Raw genomic sequence first — 19,667 nt, 5'->3', positions numbered from 1 at the left:
GGCTCTTCACCCTGTGTGCACTGACGTTGATTTGTAGCTCCTTAATCCAACGTCTTACCTTGGCCGCTGCGTTTGCAGCGGCCTTTTTTTTGGGTGAGTTTTTGATGACTGACGTCACTTGAGGAAAGTGACTACAGGAATCTGTAACCACGCGAAATGCCGAATGAGCAAAGCTGATCACTGCCGCAATCGCAGGATCAACCCACTCATACAAGAGCATTTTTATGAAGCCCATCCTCTATAACAAATTCCGCTCCATAAAAAGTTACAACAGCCGCATCCGCTTTCTTGTTTTCCATTACACCGCCGGCAACTTTTCCAATTCCCTCAGCACACTGACGGGTCCGAATGTGAGCGCCCACTACCTGATCCCCGACATGACGGACCAGAGTTATCTGGATGCGGGCTATCGTGAGCAGGAAGTCTTCAATCTGGTCGACGAACAGCATCGCGCGTGGCACGCGGGCGTCAGCGCCTGGGGCAGTCGAACCAGTTTGAACGACACCGCGATAGGCGTGGAAATCGTCAACCTTGCATCCTTCAAGGATGGCGTGTTCACGTTTCCGCCCTATCATCCGGCGCAGATCGAGGCGATTGAAACGCTGGCGTTGAACATCTTGGGACGTTACCCGGATATCGCTCCGACCCAGGTTCTCGGTCATTCGGACATTTCAATCGGTCGCAAAAGCGACCCGGGACCGAGGTTTCCCTGGCATGCGCTGTATTTGAAGGGCGTCGGCGCCTGGTTCGATGAAGCCACCCAACAGACTTTCCAGGATCAGTACACGCAAACGGCAATGCCGGAGCGGGCCGAATTGCTCAGGCTGTTCAAGACCTATGGCTATGACGTTTGCGGCGCGGTCAACGATCAAGGCTTCACCCAACTGGTGCGGGCGTTTCAGTTGCACTTCCGCCCCGAGCGATACGACGGGGTCATGGATGTGCAAACCGCGGCGAACCTGGCGGCGCTGGTCAGCAAGTACTTTGCGTAAATGTTGAGACACTGCGGGAGCGACCCTGCTCGCTCCCACCCACAGGCCGGATCGTCAGATCGCGTACTTCTGCAGGTTGTTCATCATTTCCTTCAGCGCTTCGATGTTGTCTTTCGGGTGCGCCGCGCCTTCAAAATCACAAATCTGCTGCCAGTGGGCGGCCACGTCTTCAGGCGAGAACCCGGCCCGTGGATCGAACCCCGCGCCGAGGCTGCGCTCCCAGCGCACCTTGCCCATCCAGCCGCCGCCCACCTCGAAGAGCCCGGAGGTTTCCTGGCAGTTTTCGCTGGCCAGGTACACCACCAGCGGGCTGACCAGTTCCGGCTTGAGTTGCTCGAACACCTGCGGCGGGATCAGGCCTTCGGTCATGCGGGTGCCGCCGGTGGGGGCAATGGCGTTGACCAGGATGTTGTTCTTGCGACCTTCGATGGCCAGGGTGCGAGTCAGGCCATAGAGGCCAAGCTTGGCCATGCCGTAGTTGGACTGACCGAAGTTGCCGTAGATGCCCGAGGTCGACGCCGTGAAGATCACCCGACCGTAGTTTTGCTCGCGCAGGTGTGGCCAGGCGGCGCGGGTGACTTTGTAGGCACCCTCGACGTGCACGCGATACACCAGGTCCCAATCGGCATCGTCCATCTTGTGAAAGGTCTTGTCGCGCAGGATGCCGGCGTTGTTGACCACGACGTCGACACGGCCGAAGGCATCGAGGGCGTTCTGAACGATTTTTTCGCCGTCGGTGACGGAGTCGTGGTTGGCTTCGGCAATGCCACCCGCCTCGCGGATCTGCGCCACCACGCGATCGGCGGCCGATGCGTTGGCACCTTCACCCTGGGTCGAGCCGCCGAGGTCGTTGACCAGCACCTTGGCCCCGTGGCGGGCGAACAGCAACGCGTGGGCACGCCCCAGGCCGCCGCCGGCGCCAGTAATGATCACGACTTTATCTTCGAAACGCACAGACTCGTTCATTGCGGGACTCCAGCAGGCCAGGGACTATGAATCCGAGTGTCGGCCACGCAGGGTCGGGTCACAATGATCCCGGGCAAGGCTGAATGGTGTGCGATAAGGCTGGGGGATGATGCGCCTGCGGACTGGACTGTCTGCATGCCCTTTATGGGGGAACGCGTGGGAGCGCGCGCCGGCTCCGGGCGGCGTTCCGGCGAGGGTCTTCAATGAAAGCGCGAGATGTCCGGACGCTTTTCGCGAGCAAGCTCGTTGCCACAGCAGCCGAAGCTGGTCCTACGAGCACGCGACTTTGAGCGGCGCAGGCGTCAGCCGGTCGCGAAACGCCAGGTAGTGCTCCAATACCTGTGCCGGCGCCTCGGTCTGCGGGTAGTGGCCGATGCCGGGCAACAACACCGTGTCCGGGCTGGGGATCAGTTGCCGATAGCGCTGGACCATGTGCGCGCCGGAGATTGGATCGACTTCGCCATCGATGACCCGCAACGGCACTTCGCCGCGCTGCATGGCGCTGACCCAGCGGTCGCGCTGGACCCGCCGCTCGGGAATGTAGCTGATCAGTTTGTGCAGGATCCGTGGTCCGCGATTGCTCTCCACCAGGCTCCAGAAATCATCCAGTTCACTTTCGGTTGGCCGGCTCTGCGGACCGAAGATCTGCCGGAAACTTTTTACCAGCGCATCGCGAGAGAACGCACGACCGATCATCCAGCCCAGCGGGCTGAGCAACAGTTTCTGCATCAGTACCGGGCGATGGGTTTCCGGAAACAGGCCACCGTTGAGAAACACGCAACTGGCCAGATGAATGCGCGCTTCGTAGTGCCGGGCCAGCAATTCCTGAGCCACGCTGTCCCCGTAGTCGTGGGCCAGCACGTGCACCGGTTGCTCGACACCCAGATGCTCCAGCAGCGCCTGCTGCAGATCGGCCTGTTCCAGCAGGCTGTATTCGTGGTTCAGCGGTTTGGCCGAATCACCGAAGCCCAGCATGTCGCAGGCGATCAGGCGATAGCGCTGGGCCAGGGGCTGCCACAGGTAATGCCAGTCCCAGCTGGCGGTGGGAAAGCCATGGATCAGCAGCAGCGGCTCACCCTGCCCGGCCGTCCAGTAACGCACGGTCTGGCCATGGAACACGAACGACTGGCCGCGTTTGCGCCAGACACTCAGGGGAATCTCGGCAAGAGGCATCAGAGTTTGTATCCCGCGTCTTGTTGATCGAGTTTGCGCAGCAACGCTGGCCAGGCCAGTGCGCCGCCCATCCCTTGAGCACTTTTGGTGACACCGGCGATCATCGCCTTGGCGCCCGCCAGAATCGGCGGCTGGATGGCAATCAGTTCGGCACCGCCGCTCTGCGCCATGACCTGGATGTCGCAGGTGCGCTGAAAGATGAACATCATCAGGAACGTGTCGGCGATGGTGCCGCCGCAGGTCAGCAGGCCGTGGTTGTGCAGCATCAGGAAATTGCTTTCACCGAGGTCGGCCTGCAACCGCGCCTTCTCTTCAGGGTTCAGCGCGACACCTTCGTAGGCATGAAAGGCCAGGCTGGACAGGACGAACAACGACTGCTGGCTGATCGGCAGGATGCCCTGCTTCTGCGCCGACACGGCAACGCCCGATGCCGTATGGGTATGCAGCACGCAGGCCACATCGTGGCGCACCTCGTGCACGGCGCTGTGGATGGTATAGCCCGCCGGATTGATCTCGTAAGGGCTGTCCATCAGCTTGTTGCCCGCCTGGTCGACCTTGACCAGGCTCGATGCGGTGATCTCGTGGAACATCAACCCGAACGGGTTGATCAGGAAGTCTTCGGTGCCGGGCACCTTGGCGGAAATGTGGGTGAAAATCAGATCGTCCCAGCCATGCAGGGCGACCAAGCGGTAACAGGCAGCCAGGTCGACACGGGTCTGCCACTCGGCGGCACTGACCTGATCTCTGACAGAGTGGGGCGATTGGACGGGGGCTACGCTCACGGCAAGGAACTCCTGTTCTTATTATTCTGCTCACGTGAAGCAGTCTAGTCAGGCAGCGAGGTTCCTGTAGTTGCATTGGCAGCCAGCTTGATGGCCGAGCGAGTCAGTCCGCGAAGTCGTCTGGATCCATGTCAAAGGACCGACGCCAACAAGGGCGCAGCGAACAGATTCAACAGGCCCGTCAGCACCATCACCAGCCCCGCCACCGAGCCTTCCTCGCCGCCGACTTCACGCGCCCGACTGACCCCGGCACCGTGCGCGCCGACACCGAACAGGGCGCCGCGGGCCAGGGCACTGCGCAGGGGCAGCCACTTGAGGAGGATGCCGCCAAGCATCGCCCCGAACACCCCGGTGAACATGACGAACACCGCCGTCAGCTCAGGCACGCCTCCCAGGTCGTGGGCCAGGGGCATGGCGAATGGCGTAGTGATCGAGCGCGGCACCAGCGACATCGTCACCGAGCTGTCCAGCGCCAGCGCCCGGGCCAGCCCGAACGAGCTGCCGATGGACGCCGCGCTGCCGGCCAGCATCCCGAGCAGAAGGGCCGACCAATGCCGCATCAGCACCTGGCGCTGCTGCCAGATCGGCACCGCGAATGCGACGGTCACCGGCCCCAGAACCCCCATCAGCCAATGAGTGTTGCTCGAGTATTCGGCGTACGCAGTGTGCAGCGGCACGGCGAGCGCCAGCAGCAAGGCCGGCACCAGAATCAGCGGCGACAGCAGGTAACGCCCGGTGCGCTGATAGATCCAGCGACTGAATCCATACGCCAGCAGCGTGAAGATCAGCCAGAACATCGGCATCCACTCAAGCTTCACGGATCCTCCTCAAGCGCACCACCCATTCGACGGTGAACGCCGTCACCAGCATCACGACCAGGGTGCTGACGCCGATCACCAGCAGGATGCGCCAGCCTTCGTCACGCAACAGCCCCCCGTAATCGAGCAGGCTCATCAGCGCCGGGATGAAGAACAGCAGCATCTCGGCCATCAACAGACCGGCGCCCTTCTGCAACGTGGCCGGCTTGACCAGCCCCAGCGCGAACGCCAGCAGCAACAGCGCCATGCCGATGACACCACCGGGAATCGGCCAGCCCGACCAGACAGCCAGCCGGCAGCCGAGCCCATAGATCGCCAGCAGGACCGCCAGTTCGGTGGCCAGCCGGGCCAGGTTTTTCAGGGTGGATGCATTCATGTCTTCAGTCCTCGCCGGCTCATTTTACGGAGCGGGCTGCCATCCCCGAAGCGAATTGTTAGACTCAAAGCCATTCCACAATGGAATCAGGCAATGGAATTCAAACAGCTGCGCAGCTTCGTCGAAGTCATGCACCAAGGGGGCTTCACCCAGGCGGCCAAGACCCTGCACATCAGTCAGTCGGCCGTGAGCAAGCAGGTCGCCCAACTGGAACAGAGCCTCGGTACGCCGCTGCTCGAACGCCTCGGCTCGCAATTGCGCCTGACCGCCGCCGGCAGCGTGGTGCTGCAGCGCGCCGAAGGCATGCTGCGCCTGCGCAACGAACTGCTCAGCGAGCTCGATGACTTGAGCCAACTGGCCCGGGGCGAACTGCGCCTGGGGTTGCCACTGCTGGGCAGCGATGCGCTGTTCGCCGAGTTGTTCGCCGAATACCGGCGTCGCTACCCCAACATCAGCATTCACTTGCTCGAAGGCGGCAGCCTGAACATCGAGCAGGGTGTCCTGAGCGGTGAGCTGGAACTGGGCGGCAGCTTGCTGCCCAAGGACCCGCAGTTCGCCTTCCAGCCGTTTTGCGATGAACCGATGGACGCGTTGTTGCCGACCGATCACCCACTGGCGACAAAGACCGCGATCAGGCTGGAGGAATTGGCGGATACGCCGTTTCTGTTGTATCAGCGCAGCTTCGTGCTCAACGACCGATTGCTGCAAGCCTGCCAGCAAGTGGGTTTCACCCCGAAGGAAGGCGGACGCAGCGGCCAGGCGGACTTCCTCGCCGCGCTGGTGGCTGCCGGTCAAGGCGTGGTGCTGTTGCCACGAGTGGTGGCGCGGGGGCTGGTGCGACCGGGCGTGGTCCGCCTGACCTTGAAGGCCCCCGCCTACCTGCGCTGGGACATCGCGTTCATCTGGCGCGAGGGCGCCTACCTGTCAAAGGCCGCACAAGCCTGGCTCGCGCTGTTGCGCGAGCGGCCCGTCAGCCGTGCAGAGCGCTGACCAGTTGCGCCAGCCAGGGCTCGGCGTCGGTTTCCGGGGTCACGCTTTCGCTGGCGTCCAGGCGCAGCATCGGCAGCACTTCGCGAACCCCCATTTCACCCAGCAACTCACGCATCAGCTCGCCGCCGCCACAGAACGTGTCGCCGTAACTCGCATCGCCCAGGCCGATCACCGCACCCGGCAAACCGCGCCAGGCCGCCGGTAACTGATCGCGGAGGGCGAAGTACAAGGGTTGCAGGTTGTCTGGCAACTCGCCCATGCCGGTGGTCGAGGTCACTGCCAGGAACGCTTCGGGGCCGAAGGCCTGGACATCGGCGAAGCTCGCGCGAGGATTGTGGAACACCTCGAAACCTGCGGTCTTCAAAAGGTTCGCGGCGTGGCGGGCGACTTCTTCAGCCGTGCCGTACACCGAGCCGGAAAGGATGGCGACTTTCATCAATCTGATCCTGGAGCTGTGTAAAAGACCGGGATATTAACAGCACCGTCCTGAATGTTCTTTTAGACTTCAGCAGGTCCAACAATGAGAAAAACATCAAATGATCAACGCCCATCTACTGCAAATGGTGGTCAACGCGTCCAACGACGGCATTGTGATCGCAGAGAAGGAAGGCGAACACGACAACATCCTGATTTACGTCAACCCGGCGTTCGAACGCATGACCGGCTATAGCAGCGAAGAAATCCTCTATCAGGATTGCCGCTTCCTGCAGTCCGGCGACCGTGATCAGGAGGGGCTGGCGGTGATTCGCGACACCTTGCAGCGCGGCGGCGCGTGCCGGCAGACCCTGCGCAATTACCGCAAGGACGGCACCCCCTTCTGGAATGAACTGTCGCTTTCGACAGTGCAAAACACCGCAGACGGCCAAACGTATTTTGTCGGCGTACAGAAAGACATCACCCTTCAGGTCAAGGTACAACAGCGGGTTGCGCAGCTGGAAGCGCAGGTCGCCGAGCTGCAAAACGAGCTGGCCGCACTAAAAGCGACGAACGGTTAAAACAAAATAAAGAATTGAGTGTCATTAACTACAATCACCGATGCCTTTGTAACTTTTTCTTTCGAGCAGATCATGCAACGTGACGCACTCCTGACCCAGGATGAGCTGGATTTTATCCAGACCATGCAACACAACCCGCAACTCAACGTGCGGGATGCAACGTCGAGTCTGCTCGTCAACGGTGGTTCGCAAATCCGTGACCTGCTCACGCGCCTGGCGGCGCACGAGCAGGTGACCATCCAGGCCAGTTTCGAAAACCAGCAGATGACCTTCCCGCTGCACCTGGTGGAAGATGAATTTCATGCCCTGCATCTGCGCCTGGGCGTTCCCAGCATCTATGAGGACGGGCCGTCGGTACGGCCATGGCGTCTGGTACTCGAGGAACCGGTTGCCCTGGAAAACGCCAGTGGCCAGCCCGGGACGCTGTGGGTGCACGAGGTGTCGTTCAAGGGTGTCCTGCTGGAAGTGCGCAACAAGACCAAACCGCCCAAGCATTTCGCCCTGTGGTTCAGCCCTTCAGGCTACGAACGCATCGCGATGCGTGGCACCTTCGAAAAAGAAGCCGAAAACGGCTTCTACGCCTATCAGTTGAGCCAGAGCGACACGGACGAAACCGAGCGCCTGCGCCAGTTCATCCTCCAGCAGCACCGGCTGACGCATCCCGCCCTGCACCTCTGATTCAGGTATCCAGGGTGCCCGCCAGGAACTGCTTCAAGCGCTGACGCATTTCCGTTCCCTCGTTGCCCAGGCATCCGATGGACGTTCCGGCCAAACTCTCCTGCGCCAGGTCGGACGCATCCCCCGCCAGCATCAACTGACAGTCCAGGCTCATGGCCAATCGATTGAGCCGGCGCGGCAGGTCGGGAGCCGGTGCGTGATTGGAAAACAGCACCAGCGCCTGCGGCTTGATCTTTTCGCAGACCAGCGTCAGCTCATCGAGCGGCTGGCCAATGGTCAGCAACCGCACCCCCATGTCATTGCCACTCAGGAACAATGCCGCGATCAGCAATTCGAGCTCACGGCACTGGCCCGCCAGGGCGCTGATGATCACCCGACGGGGTGAATTGCGCATCAGCAGCAGGCGTTGCAATACCCGCGTACGCAGGTAGCCGTCGTAGAACAGCCACTCGCTGGTCTGGCCAAACTGGTCCTGGTGCTGCAGCAGCCGCTTCCACAGCGGGATCAGAATGTCCTGGAACACCACCGACTGGGAGTAGCTGGAAAAGATCTGCCCGTAGACCTGATCCAGCTGAACGTCGTCAAAGGCGCTGACGGCGGCATGGACCTGTTGCTGCCATTGCGCGTAGTCGGCCTGTACGAGTTCATTGGGGATGATGTGCGACAGCGCCTGAAGCGGCGCAGATTTGGCCAGGATCCGGCCAACCTTGCTGACGGCAACGCCGCGGTCGAGCCAGCCAAGGATGCTGTGGACCCGCTCGATATCGGCCAGCGCATACAATCGATGCCCGCTTTCGGTGCGCGTCGGCTGGATCAGACCATAACGACGCTCCCAGGCACGCAGCGTGACGGGGTTGACGCCCGTCAGCCGAGACACCTCGCGAATCGGAAACAGTTCTTCCTGGTCCAGGGAAACAGCCGTCGGGGAACCAGTGACATCGTCAATCAAGACAGGCATTGGGCAGACAACGCTTTTGGGTAAATTGGATCCTATCTTACCTCGCCTACCCCCTCTTCATTCAAGACATAGGTCAATGAGGATTGTCATCCGATAACCTGTAGAATCCGGCGTATTCCTTGCTTGTACCAAGACGCAGCCCACCACCCCGGCGCTGCGCCTGGCGAAACTCCTATCCGGAGTGACGCGTTCGACTTACGGAGTTACATGATGACTACCTCACCCGTCACACTGATGGTTGCGCGCCGCGTCGCCGATGGACGCTATCAGGACCTGATGGCCTGGCTTCGCGAAGGCGAACAACTGGCCACCGACTTCCAGGGTTATCTCGGCTCTGGCGTGCTTGCCCCGCCACCCGGCGGCGACGAATTCCAGATTATCTTCCGCTTTGCCAATGAACAGACCATGCACGCCTGGGAGCACTCGGCCTCGCGCACGGCCTGGCTGACCCGCGGCAGCGACCTGTTCGCGCACAAGACCGAACATCGCGTGAGCGGCATCGAAGGCTGGTTCGGTGCGGCCGGCCAGCGCCCGCCTCGCTGGAAACAGGCAGTGGCCATCTGGCTGGCATTCTTTCCGGTATCGCTGCTGTTCAACCTTGTCCTCGGTCCGCTGCTGGGCGAAATGAGCCTGCTGCCACGGGTGCTGATCAGCACGCTGTGCCTGACGCCGCTGATGGTCTACTTCTTCATTCCGTTGTCGACCCGGCTGCTGGCGGGCTGGCTGAACAGCACCCCGCTGCGGCGAGTGTCGACCGAAGCCATCCGCTGAAGTCTCCTTCCTGCCGGAGCGAGTGTGCGCCGGCAAGGCTGACGCAATGGCAGCCCATAGGTGAACCTCGCGTTGCGCTGGTATAGTTTTGCACTGACCGCAACGCGAGCCGTTCATGACCTCTTCATCCGCCCCGATCCTCATTACCGGTGCCGCCCAACGGGTCGGCCTGCACTGTGCACAGCGGTTGCTCGAAGACGGGCATGCGGTGATTTTCAGCTACCGCACGGAACGCCCCGGCGTCCAGACGCTGCGTGATCTGGGTGCAACGGCGCTGTTCGCCGACCTGTCCAGCGAAGCCGGCATTTTCGCTTTCATCGGCGAACTGAAAAACCACACCGACAGCCTGCGGGCAATTATCCACAACGCCTCCGAATGGCTGGCCGAGACCCCGGACACCGACGCCGAGGCCTTCACCCGCCTGTTCAGCGTGCACATGTTGGCGCCCTACCTGATCAACCTGCACTGCGTCGACCTGCTGCGGCGCTCGAACCCGGCCGATATCGTGCACATCAGCGATGACGTGACCCGCAAGGGCAGCAGCCAGCACATCGGCTACTGCGCCAGCAAGGCCGGGCTCGACAGCCTGACCCTGTCCTTTGCGGCGAAGTACGCGCCCGCCATCAAGGTCAACGGGATTGCCCCGGCCCTGCTACTGTTCAATCCGCACGACGACGCGACGTATCGCGCCAAGGCACTGGCCAAGTCGGCGCTGGGCATCGAACCCGGCAGCGAAGTGATTTACCAGAGCCTGCGTTATTTGCTCGACAACCCTTATGTCACCGGCACGACCCTGACCGTCAACGGCGGACGGCACCTCAAGTAGGCGACGCAGCGAGGATCATCCATGACGTTTTCCCTGCACCAGAATGCGCTGTCCCAAAGCTATCGCGAGATTCTCATCGGCCTGGGTGAGAACCCCGACCGTGAAGGCCTGCTCGACACCCCGATGCGCGCGGCCAAGGCCATGCAGTACCTTTGCCACGGTTATGAGCAGAGTGTCGAAGAGATCGTCAATGGCGCGCTGTTCGCCTCCGACAACGATGAAATGGTGATCGTCGACAACATCGAGTTGTACTCGCTCTGCGAACATCACATGCTGCCCTTCATCGGCAAGGCGCATGTGGCTTATATTCCAACGGGCAAGGTGCTGGGCCTGTCGAAGATTGCACGGCTGGTGGACATGTTCGCCCGACGCCTGCAGATCCAGGAAAACCTCACCCGGCAAATCGCCGACGCCGTGCAACAGGTCACGGGGGCGGCCGGTGTCGCGGTGGTCATCGAGGCCCGGCACATGTGCATGATGATGCGCGGCGTCGAGAAACAGAATTCGACCATGAACACCTCGGTGATGCTCGGCGCTTTCCGCGAGTCGAGCAACACCCGCCAGGAGTTCCTGCAATTGATTGGACGGAGCAAGTAGTAATGCCACAACTTCAACCAGGCATGGCACGCATCCGGGTAAAGGATCTGTGCCTGCGCACCTACATCGGTATCAACGAGGACGAGATCCTCAACAAGCAGGATGTGTTGATCAACCTGACCATCCTTTACGCAGCCCAGGAAGCGGTGCGTGACAATGACATCGATCACGCGCTGAATTACCGGACCATCACCAAGGCAATCATCGCCCACGTCGAGGGCAATCGCTTTGCCCTGCTCGAACGCCTGACCCAGGAAATTCTTGACCTGGTCATGGCCAACGCGTCGGTGCTGTACGCCGAAGTGGAGGTCGACAAACCCCACGCCCTGCGTTTCGCCGAGTCGGTGTCAATCACCTTGGCAGCGAGCCGCTAGCTACAAGCTTCACGCCGCACGCTGTAAACTTCGATCCACCACCACCCATCCTGCAGCTTGAAGCTCGCCGCTGACAGCTGTCTCGCAGAGACGCCCCATGACCGAGCAACAACGCCTCGAACTTGAAGCCGCCGCCTTCCGTCGGCTGGTCGCGCACCTGGACAGCCGCAAGGACGTGCAGAACATCGACCTGATGAACCTCTCGGGTTTCTGCCGCAACTGCCTCTCCAAGTGGTACAAGGCCGCCGCCGACGAACGCCAGATCGAGGTCAGCCTCGATGACGCCCGCGAAGTCGTGTACGGCATGCCGTACGCCGAGTGGAAAGCCCAATACCAGAAAGAAGCCAGCGCCGAACAACAGGCGGCGTTCGCCAAAGGAAAGCCCCATGACTGACTTGAACACCCTGCGCACCCGCCTCAAGAGCGGCGAACACGTCTTTGCCGACACCCTGGCGTTCATTGCCGCGGGTTACGACTACCAGCCGCAGGCTTTCAACAACGGCGGCGTGGAAAATGCCGCCGGGCAGAACGAAGGTTCGTGCAAGACCCTGGGCTTGGCCCTGCTCGAAGGCCTGAGCGACGAAGAAGCGCTGCTGGCCTTCGGCGAGCATTACCGCAGCGTCGTCGCCACGCCTGAGGGCAGCGATCACGGCAACATCCGCGCACTGATCGCCCACGGCCTGGCCGGGGTGAAGTTCAACCAGCCGCCACTGACCCGCCGCTGAATCTGCACGCTGGGCGCGAGCAGGCTCGCTCCCACGGCGCACATCCCGACTTTTAAGATTGACCCGGCAACTTTATTTCGTTTGCCGGGCACCACCGCTCGCGGCTTAGATAAATGGACGTTCTCCTTCTTCCGAGTCGGTCATCCATGAGCAGCGAATCCATCAGCCAGTCGATCAACGTCGTCCACCCCGTCACCCTCAGCCACGGCAGAAATGCCGAGGTCTGGGACACCGCCGGCAAACGCTACATCGACTTCGTGGGCGGCATCGGCGTGTTGAACCTCGGTCATTGTCACCCGCGCATCGTCGAGGCCATCCGCGAGCAAGCCACGCGGCTGACCCATTACGCGTTCAATGCCGCTGCGCACACGCCCTATCTGGACTTCATGGAGCGCCTGGCCGGGTTCGTTCCGCTGGACTACCCCGTCAGCGGCATGCTCACCAACAGCGGCGCGGAAGCGGCCGAGAACGCCTTGAAGATCGTCCGTGGCGCGACCGGTCGCACCGCCGTCATCGCCTTCGACGGCGCCTTCCACGGCCGCACCCTCGGCACGCTCAATCTCAACGGCAAGGTCGCGCCCTACAAGCAAAAGGTTGGCGTGCTGCCCGGCCCGGTGTATCACCTGCCCTTCCCCAGCAAAGACAACGGGGTGACCTGTGCGGACGCCTTGAAGGCGCTGGACAGGCTGTTCAGCGTCGAAATCGATATCGAAGACATCGCCTGTTTCATCGTCGAACCGGTGCAGGGCGAAGCCGGTTTCCTGGCACTGGACATCGAGTTCGCCAAGGCCCTGCGCCGTTTGTGCGATGAAAAGAACATCCTGTTGATTGCCGATGAAATCCAGTCCGGGTTCGGACGCACCGGTCAGCGCTTTGCGTTTACACGGCTGGGCATCGAGCCGGACCTGATCCTGCTCGGCAAAAGTATCGGCGGTGGCATTCCGCTGGGCGCGGTGGTTGGACGCAAGGCGCTGCTGGACATCTTGCCCAAGGGTGGGCTCGGCGGCACTTACTCGGGCAACCCGATTGCCTGCGCCGCCGCCTTGGCGACGCTGGACGAAATGACCGATGCCAACCTGCACAACTGGGGCTCGCAGCAGGAGCAAGCGATCGTCAGCCGCTACGAAGCCTGGCGCGCCGACAACCTGTCGCCGTACCTGGGACGCCTGACAGGCGTCGGCGCCATGCGCGGCATCGAACTGGCCAACGCCGACGGCACGCCAGCCCCGGCCCAGTTGACCCAACTGCTGGCCCTGGCACGTGACGCCGGCTTGCTGTTGATGCCCAGCGGCAAGTCCCGCCACATCATCCGGTTGCTGGCGCCGTTGACCATTGAGGCCGAAGTCCTGGAGGAAGGCCTGGACATTTTTGAAGCATGTCTGCAGAAACTGGCCTGATAACACCATCCCTTGTGGGAGCGGGCTTGCTCGCGAAAGCGTCGTGTCAGGCGATATCAATGTTGACTGCCACACCGCCTTCGCGAGCAAGCCCGCTCCCACAGGGTACGTGATCAGGCATTAAACGTGGGCACAAAAAAACCGGCCGAAGCCGGTTTTTTCATTTCAACAGTCTCAGAACGAAGCGTTCTGCAGACCGTCGAGGTAGCGCTCGGTGTCCAGCGCCGCCATGCAGCCTGCACCCGCCGAGGTGATCGCCTGGCGGTAAACGTGGTCAGCCACGTCGCCGGCGGCGAAGATCCCTTCGACGCTGGTCGCAGTCGCGTTGCCGTCGCGGCCGCCCTGAACCACCAGGTAACCGTCCTTGAGCGTCAGCTGGCCCTCGAACAGCGAGGTGTTCGGGGTATGGCCGATGGCGATGAACACGCCGTCGACTTTCACTTCGTCGAAGCTGCCGTCGTTGTTTTTCAGACGGGCGCCGGTCACGCCCATGTTGTCGCCCAGGACTTCGTCCAGGGTCGAGTTCAGCTTCAGGATGATCTTGCCTTCGGCCACACGGGCGTTGAGCTTGTCGATCAGGATCTTCTCGGCGCGGAAGGTATCGCGACGGTGGATCAGGGTCACGGTGCTGGCGATGTTGGCCAGGTACAGTGCTTCTTCGACAGCGGTGTTGCCGCCACCGACCACGGCCACCGGCTTGTTGCGGTAGAAGAAACCGTCGCAGGTCGCGCAGGCCGAAACGCCCTTGCCCATGAACGCTTCTTCCGAGGGCAGGCCCAAGTAGCGGGCGCTGGCGCCGGTGGCGATGATCAGGGCGTCACAGGTGTAGGTCGCGCTGTCGCCGGTCAGGGTGTACGGCTTGGCGGCGAAGTCCACGGCGTTGATGTGATCGAAAACGATCTCGGTCTCAAAGCGCTCGGCGTGCTCTTTCATGCGTTCCATCAACACCGGGCCGGTCAGGCCGTGGACGTCGCCCGGCCAGTTGTCGACTTCGGTGGTGGTGGTCAATTGACCGCCGGCCTGCATGCCGGTGATCAGCAGCGGCTTGAGGTTGGCACGGGCGGCATAGACCGCAGCGCTGTAACCGGCAGGGCCGGAACCGAGAATAATCACTCGCGAATGACGGACTTCAGACATGACCTGCTCCTGTTGACCGGCCCAAAACGACTGGCGCGGAACGCCGGGTTGCCGGCGTGAATAAAAAAGGACCATTGAAAGCACTTGGGGAAGGCTTGAACTCGACAGTCCTGTAAAAGAATGGGTGCAATGTATCGAGGGGGCGAAGATTAAGGAAATACGGTTTAACAATCCAGCTCATAGGTGGTCTCTATCCTGTTGCCGCGTGTTTACAGGCGCCTTTGTTACCGCTGATGTCGATCCATTGCCCGTGCTTTCGCCCGCCCGGCAAAGCCGGTAAGGTCGGCGCGTTTCCCCTCTCTCGGAGCACGATATGCCCGCACCTGTTCTGTCCGGCCCACAATACCTGCGCGAAGGCCTCAAGCTGGTTCTGAGCCCCAGCCTGCGGCTTTTCGTATTGCTTCCCCTGGTGATCAACCTGGTGCTGTTCGTCGGATTGATCTATCTGGCCGGCCATCAGTTCAGCCTGTGGGTCGATACACTGATGCCAACCCTGCCCGATTGGCTGGGTTTTCTCAGTTACCTCCTCTGGCCGATCTTCGTGGTGCTGGTAGTACTGATGGTGTTTTTCACCTTCACCATGCTCGCCAACATCATCGCGGCCCCCTTCAACGGCTTCCTCGCCGAGAAAGTCGAAGTGGTGGTGCGCGGCACCGATGATTTCCCGGCGTTCAGCTGGGGCGAACTGATCGCCATGGTCCCGCGCACCCTGGCCCGGGAAATGCGCAAGCTCGGCTACTTCCTGCCACGCGCCATCGGGCTGTTCATCCTCTCGTTCATCCCCGTGGTCAACATCATCGCCGCGCCGTTGTGGCTGCTGTTCGGCGTCTGGATGATGGCGATCCAGTACATCGACTACCCGGCGGACAACCATAAGCTGGGCTGGAACGAGATGCTCGCCTGGCTGCGGCAGAAGCGCTGGCAGAGCATGAGCTTCGGCGGCATGGTTTACCTGGCGCTGCTGATTCCGCTGGTCAACATCCTGATGATGCCGGCCGCCGTGGCTGGCGCTACGCTGTTCTGGGTGCGTGAGCGTGGCGCGGAGAGCCTGGTGAGCCAGCGCTGAGCCGGTCACAAATCCATCATCAAACCGCCACACCGGCGACATGGCCTCAGTCGACACTGAGGCCATGACGACAGCTCTGCATATCACCCTGATCACCGAAACCTTCCCTCCCGAAATCAACGGCGTGGCCAATACCCTTGGCCGCTTGTGCGACGGTCTGCGCGCGCGCGGGCATCAGGTGGAGCTGGTGCGGCCACGACAGGGATGCGATCAGCAGGCGGGCAGCGACGATGAATTGCTGCTGTGCCGCGGCTGGCCGCTGCCGGGGTATCCAGGTCTGCAATGGGGCCAGTCGTCGATGCACAAACTGTTGCGACGCTGGACGCGCCAGCGCCCGGACGTGCTCTACATCGCCACGGAAGGTCCGCTGGGCCTGTCCGCGTTGCGTGCGGCGCGGCGCCTGGGGATTTCCGTGGTGAGCGGTTTCCACACCAATTTCCAGCAGTACTCCGACCAGTATGGGTTCGGCCTGCTCACACGGCTGCTGACCCACTACCTGCGCTGGTTCCACAATCGCTCGAACCTGACCCTGGTGCCGAGCGTCAGCCAGCGGATGGAACTGGAGCGCCGGCATTTCGAGCGCCTGGCGCTGCTGTCCCGAGGGGTCGACAGCCAGTTGTTCCACCCGAGCAAGCGCCTGCAATCACTGCGCGAACAATGGGGGCTGGGCGAGAAAGACATTGCCGTCATCCACGTCGGACGCCTGGCGCCGGAGAAAAACCTCGGCTTGCTCAAGCGTTGCCTCGACACGCTGACAACGACTTATCCACAGCGAAAAATAAAATTGCTCATCGTCGGCGACGGCCCGCAACGGGCCGCGCTGGAGAAGAACCTGCCGGAGGCAATTTTCTGCGGTGCGCAACGTGGCGAAGCCCTCGCTGCTCATTACGCGTCAGGTGATGTGTTCGTGTTTCCGAGTCTGACCGAAACCTTTGGCAATGTGGTGCTTGAAGCACTGGCGTCGGGGCTGGGCGTGGTGGCCTACGATCAGGCGGCAGCGGCGCAGCATATTCGCCACGGCTACAACGGCGTGCTGGCCATGCCAGGGGATGAAGCAGCGTTCTGCGATGCCGCCGCGTGGCTGCTGGAGGAGCGCGAGACCCTGCGTTGCGTGCGGCTCAATGCGCGCCAGCATGCGAGCCGTCAGGGCTGGGCAGCCATTATCGAGCAGTTCGAGGGGCAGTTGCGGGGGGCGTGTGTGGGGGAGGCGGTGGTGCGTGGAGCTGCTTCCCTGCCTTGAGATTTTTTGTTGGATTTGAGGCCGTCATCGCGAGCAGGCTCGCTCCCACACCGGATCTCTGGTGCACAGAAGATTTCCTGTGGGAGCGAGCCCGCTCGCGATAGCTTTAGACCAGGCGCCGCTTAAACCAAGGTCATCAACGCCTCACGGCTGAACGGCAGGATGTCTTCCTCCCGACCGTCACGCACCTTCTGCGCCCAGTCCGGGTCCACCAGCAGCGCCCGCCCGACCGCCACCAGGTCGAACTCGTCGTTGTTCAGGCGCTCCAGCAGTTTTTCCAGGCTGGCCGGTTGCGCGACCTTGTCGGTGTTGACCATGAATTGCAGGAACTCGCCATCCAGGCCGACGCTGCCTACGGTGATGGTCGGCTTGCCGGTCAGTTTGCGCGTCCAGCCGGCCAGGTTCAGTTCGGAACCGTCGAATTCCGGCTCCCAGAAACGCCGCGTCGAGCAGTGGAAAATGTCCACGCCGGCGTCGGACAACGGCTTGAGAAATTCCCCCAGCGCTTGCGGGGTCTGTACCAGGCGAGCGGTGTAATCCTGCTGCTTCCACTGGGAGAAGCGCAAGATGATCGGAAAACCTTCACCGACCGCCGCACGTACCGCCTGGATCAGCTCGATGGCAAAGCGCGAACGGTTGGCCAGGCTGCCGCCGTATTCGTCGGTGCGCTGGTTGCTGCCTTCCCAGAAGAACTGGTCCACCAGATAACCGTGAGCGCCGTGGATTTCCACGCCGTCCATGCCGATGCGCTTCGCATCGCTGGCAGCCTGGGCGAACGCGGCGATGACGTCCTGAATGTCCTGCTGACTCATGCCGTGAACCACGACCTGGCCGTCCTTGAGTTTTTCCGACGGGCCGTAACCCGGCACGCTCGCATCCGGCTCGGTGCCGATGCGACGGACACTGCCGACATGCCAGAGTTGCGGGACAATCTTGCCGCCTTCGGTGTGCACGGCGTCGACGACTTTTTTCCAGCCGGCCAGTGCCTCTTCACCATAGAAGTGCGGCACGTTCGGGTAACCGTTGGACGCCTTGTGCCCGACGGTGGTGCCTTCGGTGATGATCAGGCCGACGCCGGCAGCGGCGCGACGGCGGTAATACTCGATGACTTTGGCGTTGGGCACGCCACCCGGCGAGAACGAACGGGTCATGGGCGCCATGACCACGCGGGTCGGCAGTTCGAGGGTGCCAAGGTGGAACGGTTTGAACAAAGCTTGAACGGGCATGAGTGCGCTCCACGGAGAGTAACTTTATGACGAGGATAATATGGAGGGTCAGCCGCGATGAACAGCACTATTGATTACAGTGATTAAGATCTAAAAGGTAAGACGTACCGTAGGAGCGAACTCCTACGGCGAGGGGGCTTTCAGCTCAGGGCCTTTTCGATGGCCTGAATGACGGAGGGATCGTCCGGTGCCGTGCGCGGCGAGAAGCGCGCCAGTACGCGGCCATCCTTGCCCAGCAGGAATTTTTCGAAGTTCCAGGTAATGTCGCCAGGGAATTCGGCGCCTTCGCCCGCCAGCAGGCGGTACAACTGGTGACGCTCATGACCGTTGACTTCCAGCTTGCTGGACAACGGAAAGGTCACGCCATAGTTGAGGCTGCAGAACTCCTGGATTTCCTGCTCAGTGCCTGGCTCCTGCCCGGCAAACTGATTGCACGGCAAGCCCAGCACGCTGAAGCCTTTGTCCTTGTATTGCTGATAAAGGTTTTCCAGCGCCGCGTATTGCGGGGTCAAGCCACATTTGGAGGCCACGTTGACCACCAGCACGACGTTGCCCTTGAAGGGCGCCAGCGGAAGCTCCTGACCATTCAGGGCTGTCAATTTCAGGTCGTGAAAAGCACTCATGACGTACTCCAGATTCCCGTGTTTTTCTCGATACAGCCTCTTGGCAATGCCGCCAAGGACAGCCGCGGACTAAAAAGGCGCCCTCGGGCGCCTCTCCAGTTCTCTGAGCTTAGCGCAGAAAATCAGTGGTGATGGCCACCTTCGCCATGGACGTGACCATGAGCGATTTCTTCCTGGCTGGCGTCACGGATGGCAACGATCTTGACCTGGAAGTTCAGGCGCTGACCGGCCAGCGGGTGGTTGCCGTCAACGGTGACGTCGTCGCCGTCCAGGTCGCGGATGGTCACGATCTGCATCTGGCCGTCCGGAGCGGAAGCGTGGAACTGCATGCCCACTTCCAGTTCGTCGACGCCTTCGAACATGCTGCGGCTCAGGGTGCTGACCAGTTCGGCAGCGTATTCGCCGTAGGCATCTTCAGGTTCAACGGCTACGGTCAGCTCTTCGCCGACGCCTTTGCCTTCCAGGGCTTTTTCCAGGCCCGGGATGATGTTGCCTGCGCCTTGCAGGTAGACCAGCGGCGCGCCGCCGGCGGAGCTGTCGATGACCTCACCAGCGTCGTTGGTCAGGGTATAGTCGATGGAGACAGCCTTATTGGCGGCGATCAGCATGGGGCGAGACCTTTTGCAGAAGAAAATAGAAAGGCCAAGTCTAGCGAAGCCATCGTCCGAAAGCGAACACAACCCGGACAAACGGACCGCAACGCCTGGCTCGACAGTCACGGGGTTTCATCAGGATGAAGACGGGCACTGGGTGGCCGAGCTGTCCTGTGGCCATACGCAGCACCTGCGCCACCAGCCGCCGTGGCAATCGCGTGCCTGGGTCCTTGACCCCGCGCAACGTGCTGGAAGAATCGGCCAGCGCTTTGAATGCGGTTGGTGCGCTCAAGGCTCGGTTAGCGATAATCTTGGCGACTGAATCCCGGTAGATCGTCAGATATAGACGGTCACCTTTGCCATG

General features: G+C 61.5%; 25 protein-coding genes. 14 read left to right on the top strand and 11 right to left on the bottom strand.

The window, feature by feature from the left end:
- Positions 1-224 precede the first annotated feature (224 nt).
- The gene (locus IB249_RS29220) at positions 225-992 is read left to right on the top strand and encodes an N-acetylmuramoyl-L-alanine amidase (RefSeq protein WP_192309794.1); all 768 of its coding nucleotides are present in this window, start codon (positions 225-227) and stop codon (positions 990-992) included.
- Between the two features lie 54 nt (positions 993-1,046).
- Here IB249_RS29220 and IB249_RS29215 read toward each other — a convergent pair whose 3' ends face one another.
- The 5 genes from IB249_RS29215 to IB249_RS29195 form a co-directional block, all read right to left on the bottom strand.
- Positions 1,047-1,958: an SDR family oxidoreductase gene (locus IB249_RS29215; RefSeq protein WP_192309791.1), complete on the bottom strand. Its 912-nt coding sequence runs from the start codon at positions 1,956-1,958 to the stop codon at positions 1,047-1,049.
- Between the two features lie 270 nt (positions 1,959-2,228).
- Positions 2,229-3,131, bottom strand: a complete 903-nt coding sequence (locus tag IB249_RS29210) for an alpha/beta fold hydrolase (protein WP_192309789.1) — start codon at positions 3,129-3,131, stop codon at positions 2,229-2,231.
- On the bottom strand, positions 3,131-3,913 hold the full coding sequence (locus tag IB249_RS29205; protein ID WP_192309787.1) for a class II aldolase/adducin family protein: 783 nt from the start codon (positions 3,911-3,913) through the stop codon (positions 3,131-3,133). Before IB249_RS29205 ends, IB249_RS29210 begins: the two co-directional genes overlap by 1 nt.
- A 131-nt stretch (positions 3,914-4,044) precedes the next feature.
- Positions 4,045-4,731 (bottom strand): LrgB family protein, encoded by a 687-nt coding sequence (locus IB249_RS29200; protein WP_192309784.1) that lies wholly within the window; start codon positions 4,729-4,731, stop codon positions 4,045-4,047.
- Positions 4,721-5,107 (bottom strand): CidA/LrgA family protein, encoded by a 387-nt coding sequence (locus tag IB249_RS29195; protein WP_192309782.1) that lies wholly within the window; start codon positions 5,105-5,107, stop codon positions 4,721-4,723. The genes IB249_RS29200 and IB249_RS29195 overlap by 11 nt, the downstream gene beginning before the upstream one ends.
- 93 nt (positions 5,108-5,200) lie before the next feature.
- On the opposite strand from IB249_RS29195, the gene IB249_RS29190 reads away from it, so the two are divergent.
- Positions 5,201-6,097 (top strand): LysR family transcriptional regulator, encoded by an 897-nt coding sequence (locus IB249_RS29190; RefSeq protein WP_192309780.1) that lies wholly within the window; start codon positions 5,201-5,203, stop codon positions 6,095-6,097.
- Here IB249_RS29190 and IB249_RS29185 read toward each other — a convergent pair.
- Positions 6,078-6,533 (bottom strand): flavodoxin, encoded by a 456-nt coding sequence (locus IB249_RS29185; protein WP_192309777.1) that lies wholly within the window; start codon positions 6,531-6,533, stop codon positions 6,078-6,080. The genes IB249_RS29190 and IB249_RS29185 overlap by 20 nt on opposite strands.
- 100 nt (positions 6,534-6,633) lie before the next feature.
- Between IB249_RS29185 and IB249_RS29180 the strand changes: the two genes are divergently transcribed.
- Together IB249_RS29180 and IB249_RS29175 are read left to right on the top strand one after the other, a co-directional pair.
- Complete coding sequence (locus IB249_RS29180) at positions 6,634-7,092, top strand: PAS domain-containing protein (RefSeq protein WP_192309775.1); 459 nt, start codon at positions 6,634-6,636, stop codon at positions 7,090-7,092.
- Between the two features lie 72 nt (positions 7,093-7,164).
- Positions 7,165-7,770 carry a hypothetical protein gene (locus IB249_RS29175; RefSeq protein ID WP_192309773.1) on the top strand — a complete coding sequence of 202 codons (606 nt, stop codon included), beginning with the start codon at positions 7,165-7,167 and terminating at the stop codon, positions 7,768-7,770.
- Between the two features lies 1 nt (position 7,771).
- On the opposite strand, the gene IB249_RS29170 is transcribed toward IB249_RS29175, so the two are convergent.
- Positions 7,772-8,728 (bottom strand): MerR family transcriptional regulator, encoded by a 957-nt coding sequence (locus IB249_RS29170; protein ID WP_192309770.1) that lies wholly within the window; start codon positions 8,726-8,728, stop codon positions 7,772-7,774.
- 210 nt (positions 8,729-8,938) lie between these two features.
- On the opposite strand from IB249_RS29170, the gene IB249_RS29165 reads away from it, so the two are divergent.
- The 7 genes from IB249_RS29165 (at position 8,939) to IB249_RS29135 (ending at position 13,418) form a co-directional block, all read left to right on the top strand.
- Complete coding sequence (locus tag IB249_RS29165) at positions 8,939-9,499, top strand: antibiotic biosynthesis monooxygenase (protein WP_192309768.1); 561 nt, start codon at positions 8,939-8,941, stop codon at positions 9,497-9,499.
- A gap of 115 nt (positions 9,500-9,614) precedes the next feature.
- Entirely contained in the window at positions 9,615-10,325 is a 711-nt protein-coding gene (gene folM / locus IB249_RS29160; RefSeq protein ID WP_192309765.1) for a dihydromonapterin reductase, read from the top strand.
- Positions 10,326-10,346: 21 nt separating this feature from the next.
- On the top strand, positions 10,347-10,922 hold the full coding sequence (gene folE, locus IB249_RS29155) for a GTP cyclohydrolase I FolE (RefSeq protein WP_192309763.1): 576 nt from the start codon (positions 10,347-10,349) through the stop codon (positions 10,920-10,922).
- A 2-nt stretch (positions 10,923-10,924) separates the two neighbouring features.
- A complete protein-coding gene (gene folX / locus IB249_RS29150; protein ID WP_108218231.1) occupies positions 10,925-11,296 on the top strand; it encodes a dihydroneopterin triphosphate 2'-epimerase in 372 nt (123 codons plus the stop codon).
- 97 nt (positions 11,297-11,393) lie between these two features.
- The gene (locus IB249_RS29145; protein WP_192309761.1) at positions 11,394-11,690 is read left to right on the top strand and encodes a DUF1244 domain-containing protein; all 297 of its coding nucleotides are present in this window, start codon (positions 11,394-11,396) and stop codon (positions 11,688-11,690) included.
- Positions 11,683-12,021 (top strand): HopJ type III effector protein, encoded by a 339-nt coding sequence (locus IB249_RS29140; RefSeq protein WP_192309758.1) that lies wholly within the window; start codon positions 11,683-11,685, stop codon positions 12,019-12,021. The genes IB249_RS29145 and IB249_RS29140 overlap by 8 nt, the downstream gene beginning before the upstream one ends.
- 146 nt (positions 12,022-12,167) lie before the next feature.
- A complete protein-coding gene (locus IB249_RS29135; protein ID WP_192309756.1) occupies positions 12,168-13,418 on the top strand; it encodes an aspartate aminotransferase family protein in 1,251 nt (416 codons plus the stop codon).
- Between the two features lie 174 nt (positions 13,419-13,592).
- Here the strand turns inward: IB249_RS29135 and trxB are convergent, their stop codons facing one another.
- Complete coding sequence (trxB, locus tag IB249_RS29130; RefSeq protein ID WP_192309753.1) at positions 13,593-14,555, bottom strand: thioredoxin-disulfide reductase; 963 nt, start codon at positions 14,553-14,555, stop codon at positions 13,593-13,595.
- Between the two features lie 313 nt (positions 14,556-14,868).
- Between trxB and cysZ the strand changes: the two genes are divergently transcribed.
- Positions 14,869-15,621 (top strand): sulfate transporter CysZ, encoded by a 753-nt coding sequence (gene cysZ, locus IB249_RS29125; protein ID WP_192309751.1) that lies wholly within the window; start codon positions 14,869-14,871, stop codon positions 15,619-15,621.
- 40 nt (positions 15,622-15,661) lie between these two features.
- Entirely contained in the window at positions 15,662-16,861 is a 1,200-nt protein-coding gene (locus tag IB249_RS29120) for a glycosyltransferase family 4 protein (RefSeq protein ID WP_192309749.1), read from the top strand.
- A 122-nt stretch (positions 16,862-16,983) separates the two neighbouring features.
- On the opposite strand, the gene IB249_RS29115 is transcribed toward IB249_RS29120, so the two are convergent.
- From IB249_RS29115 to IB249_RS29105, 3 genes are all read right to left on the bottom strand, one after another.
- Positions 16,984-18,087, bottom strand: coding sequence for an NADH:flavin oxidoreductase (locus IB249_RS29115; RefSeq protein ID WP_192309746.1), 1,104 nt, complete (start codon positions 18,085-18,087; stop codon positions 16,984-16,986).
- 140 nt (positions 18,088-18,227) lie between these two features.
- The gene (locus IB249_RS29110) at positions 18,228-18,710 is read right to left on the bottom strand and encodes a glutathione peroxidase (protein WP_192309744.1); all 483 of its coding nucleotides are present in this window, start codon (positions 18,708-18,710) and stop codon (positions 18,228-18,230) included.
- A 122-nt stretch (positions 18,711-18,832) separates the two neighbouring features.
- Positions 18,833-19,318, bottom strand: coding sequence for an FKBP-type peptidyl-prolyl cis-trans isomerase (locus IB249_RS29105; RefSeq protein WP_192309741.1), 486 nt, complete (start codon positions 19,316-19,318; stop codon positions 18,833-18,835).
- Between IB249_RS29105 and IB249_RS29100 the strand changes: the two genes are divergently transcribed.
- A complete protein-coding gene (locus tag IB249_RS29100; RefSeq protein ID WP_192309739.1) occupies positions 19,287-19,625 on the top strand; it encodes a DUF3565 domain-containing protein in 339 nt (112 codons plus the stop codon). The two genes, IB249_RS29105 and IB249_RS29100, sit on opposite strands and share 32 nt — an antisense overlap.
- The last annotated feature ends 42 nt before the right edge of the window (positions 19,626-19,667 follow it).

This window comes from Pseudomonas sp. PDM04 (assembly GCF_014851765.1).
Classification (GTDB): domain Bacteria; phylum Pseudomonadota; class Gammaproteobacteria; order Pseudomonadales; family Pseudomonadaceae; genus Aquipseudomonas.
Note: the sequence above shows the minus strand (reverse complement) of the source record. Positions and strands in the feature narration are given on the sequence as shown.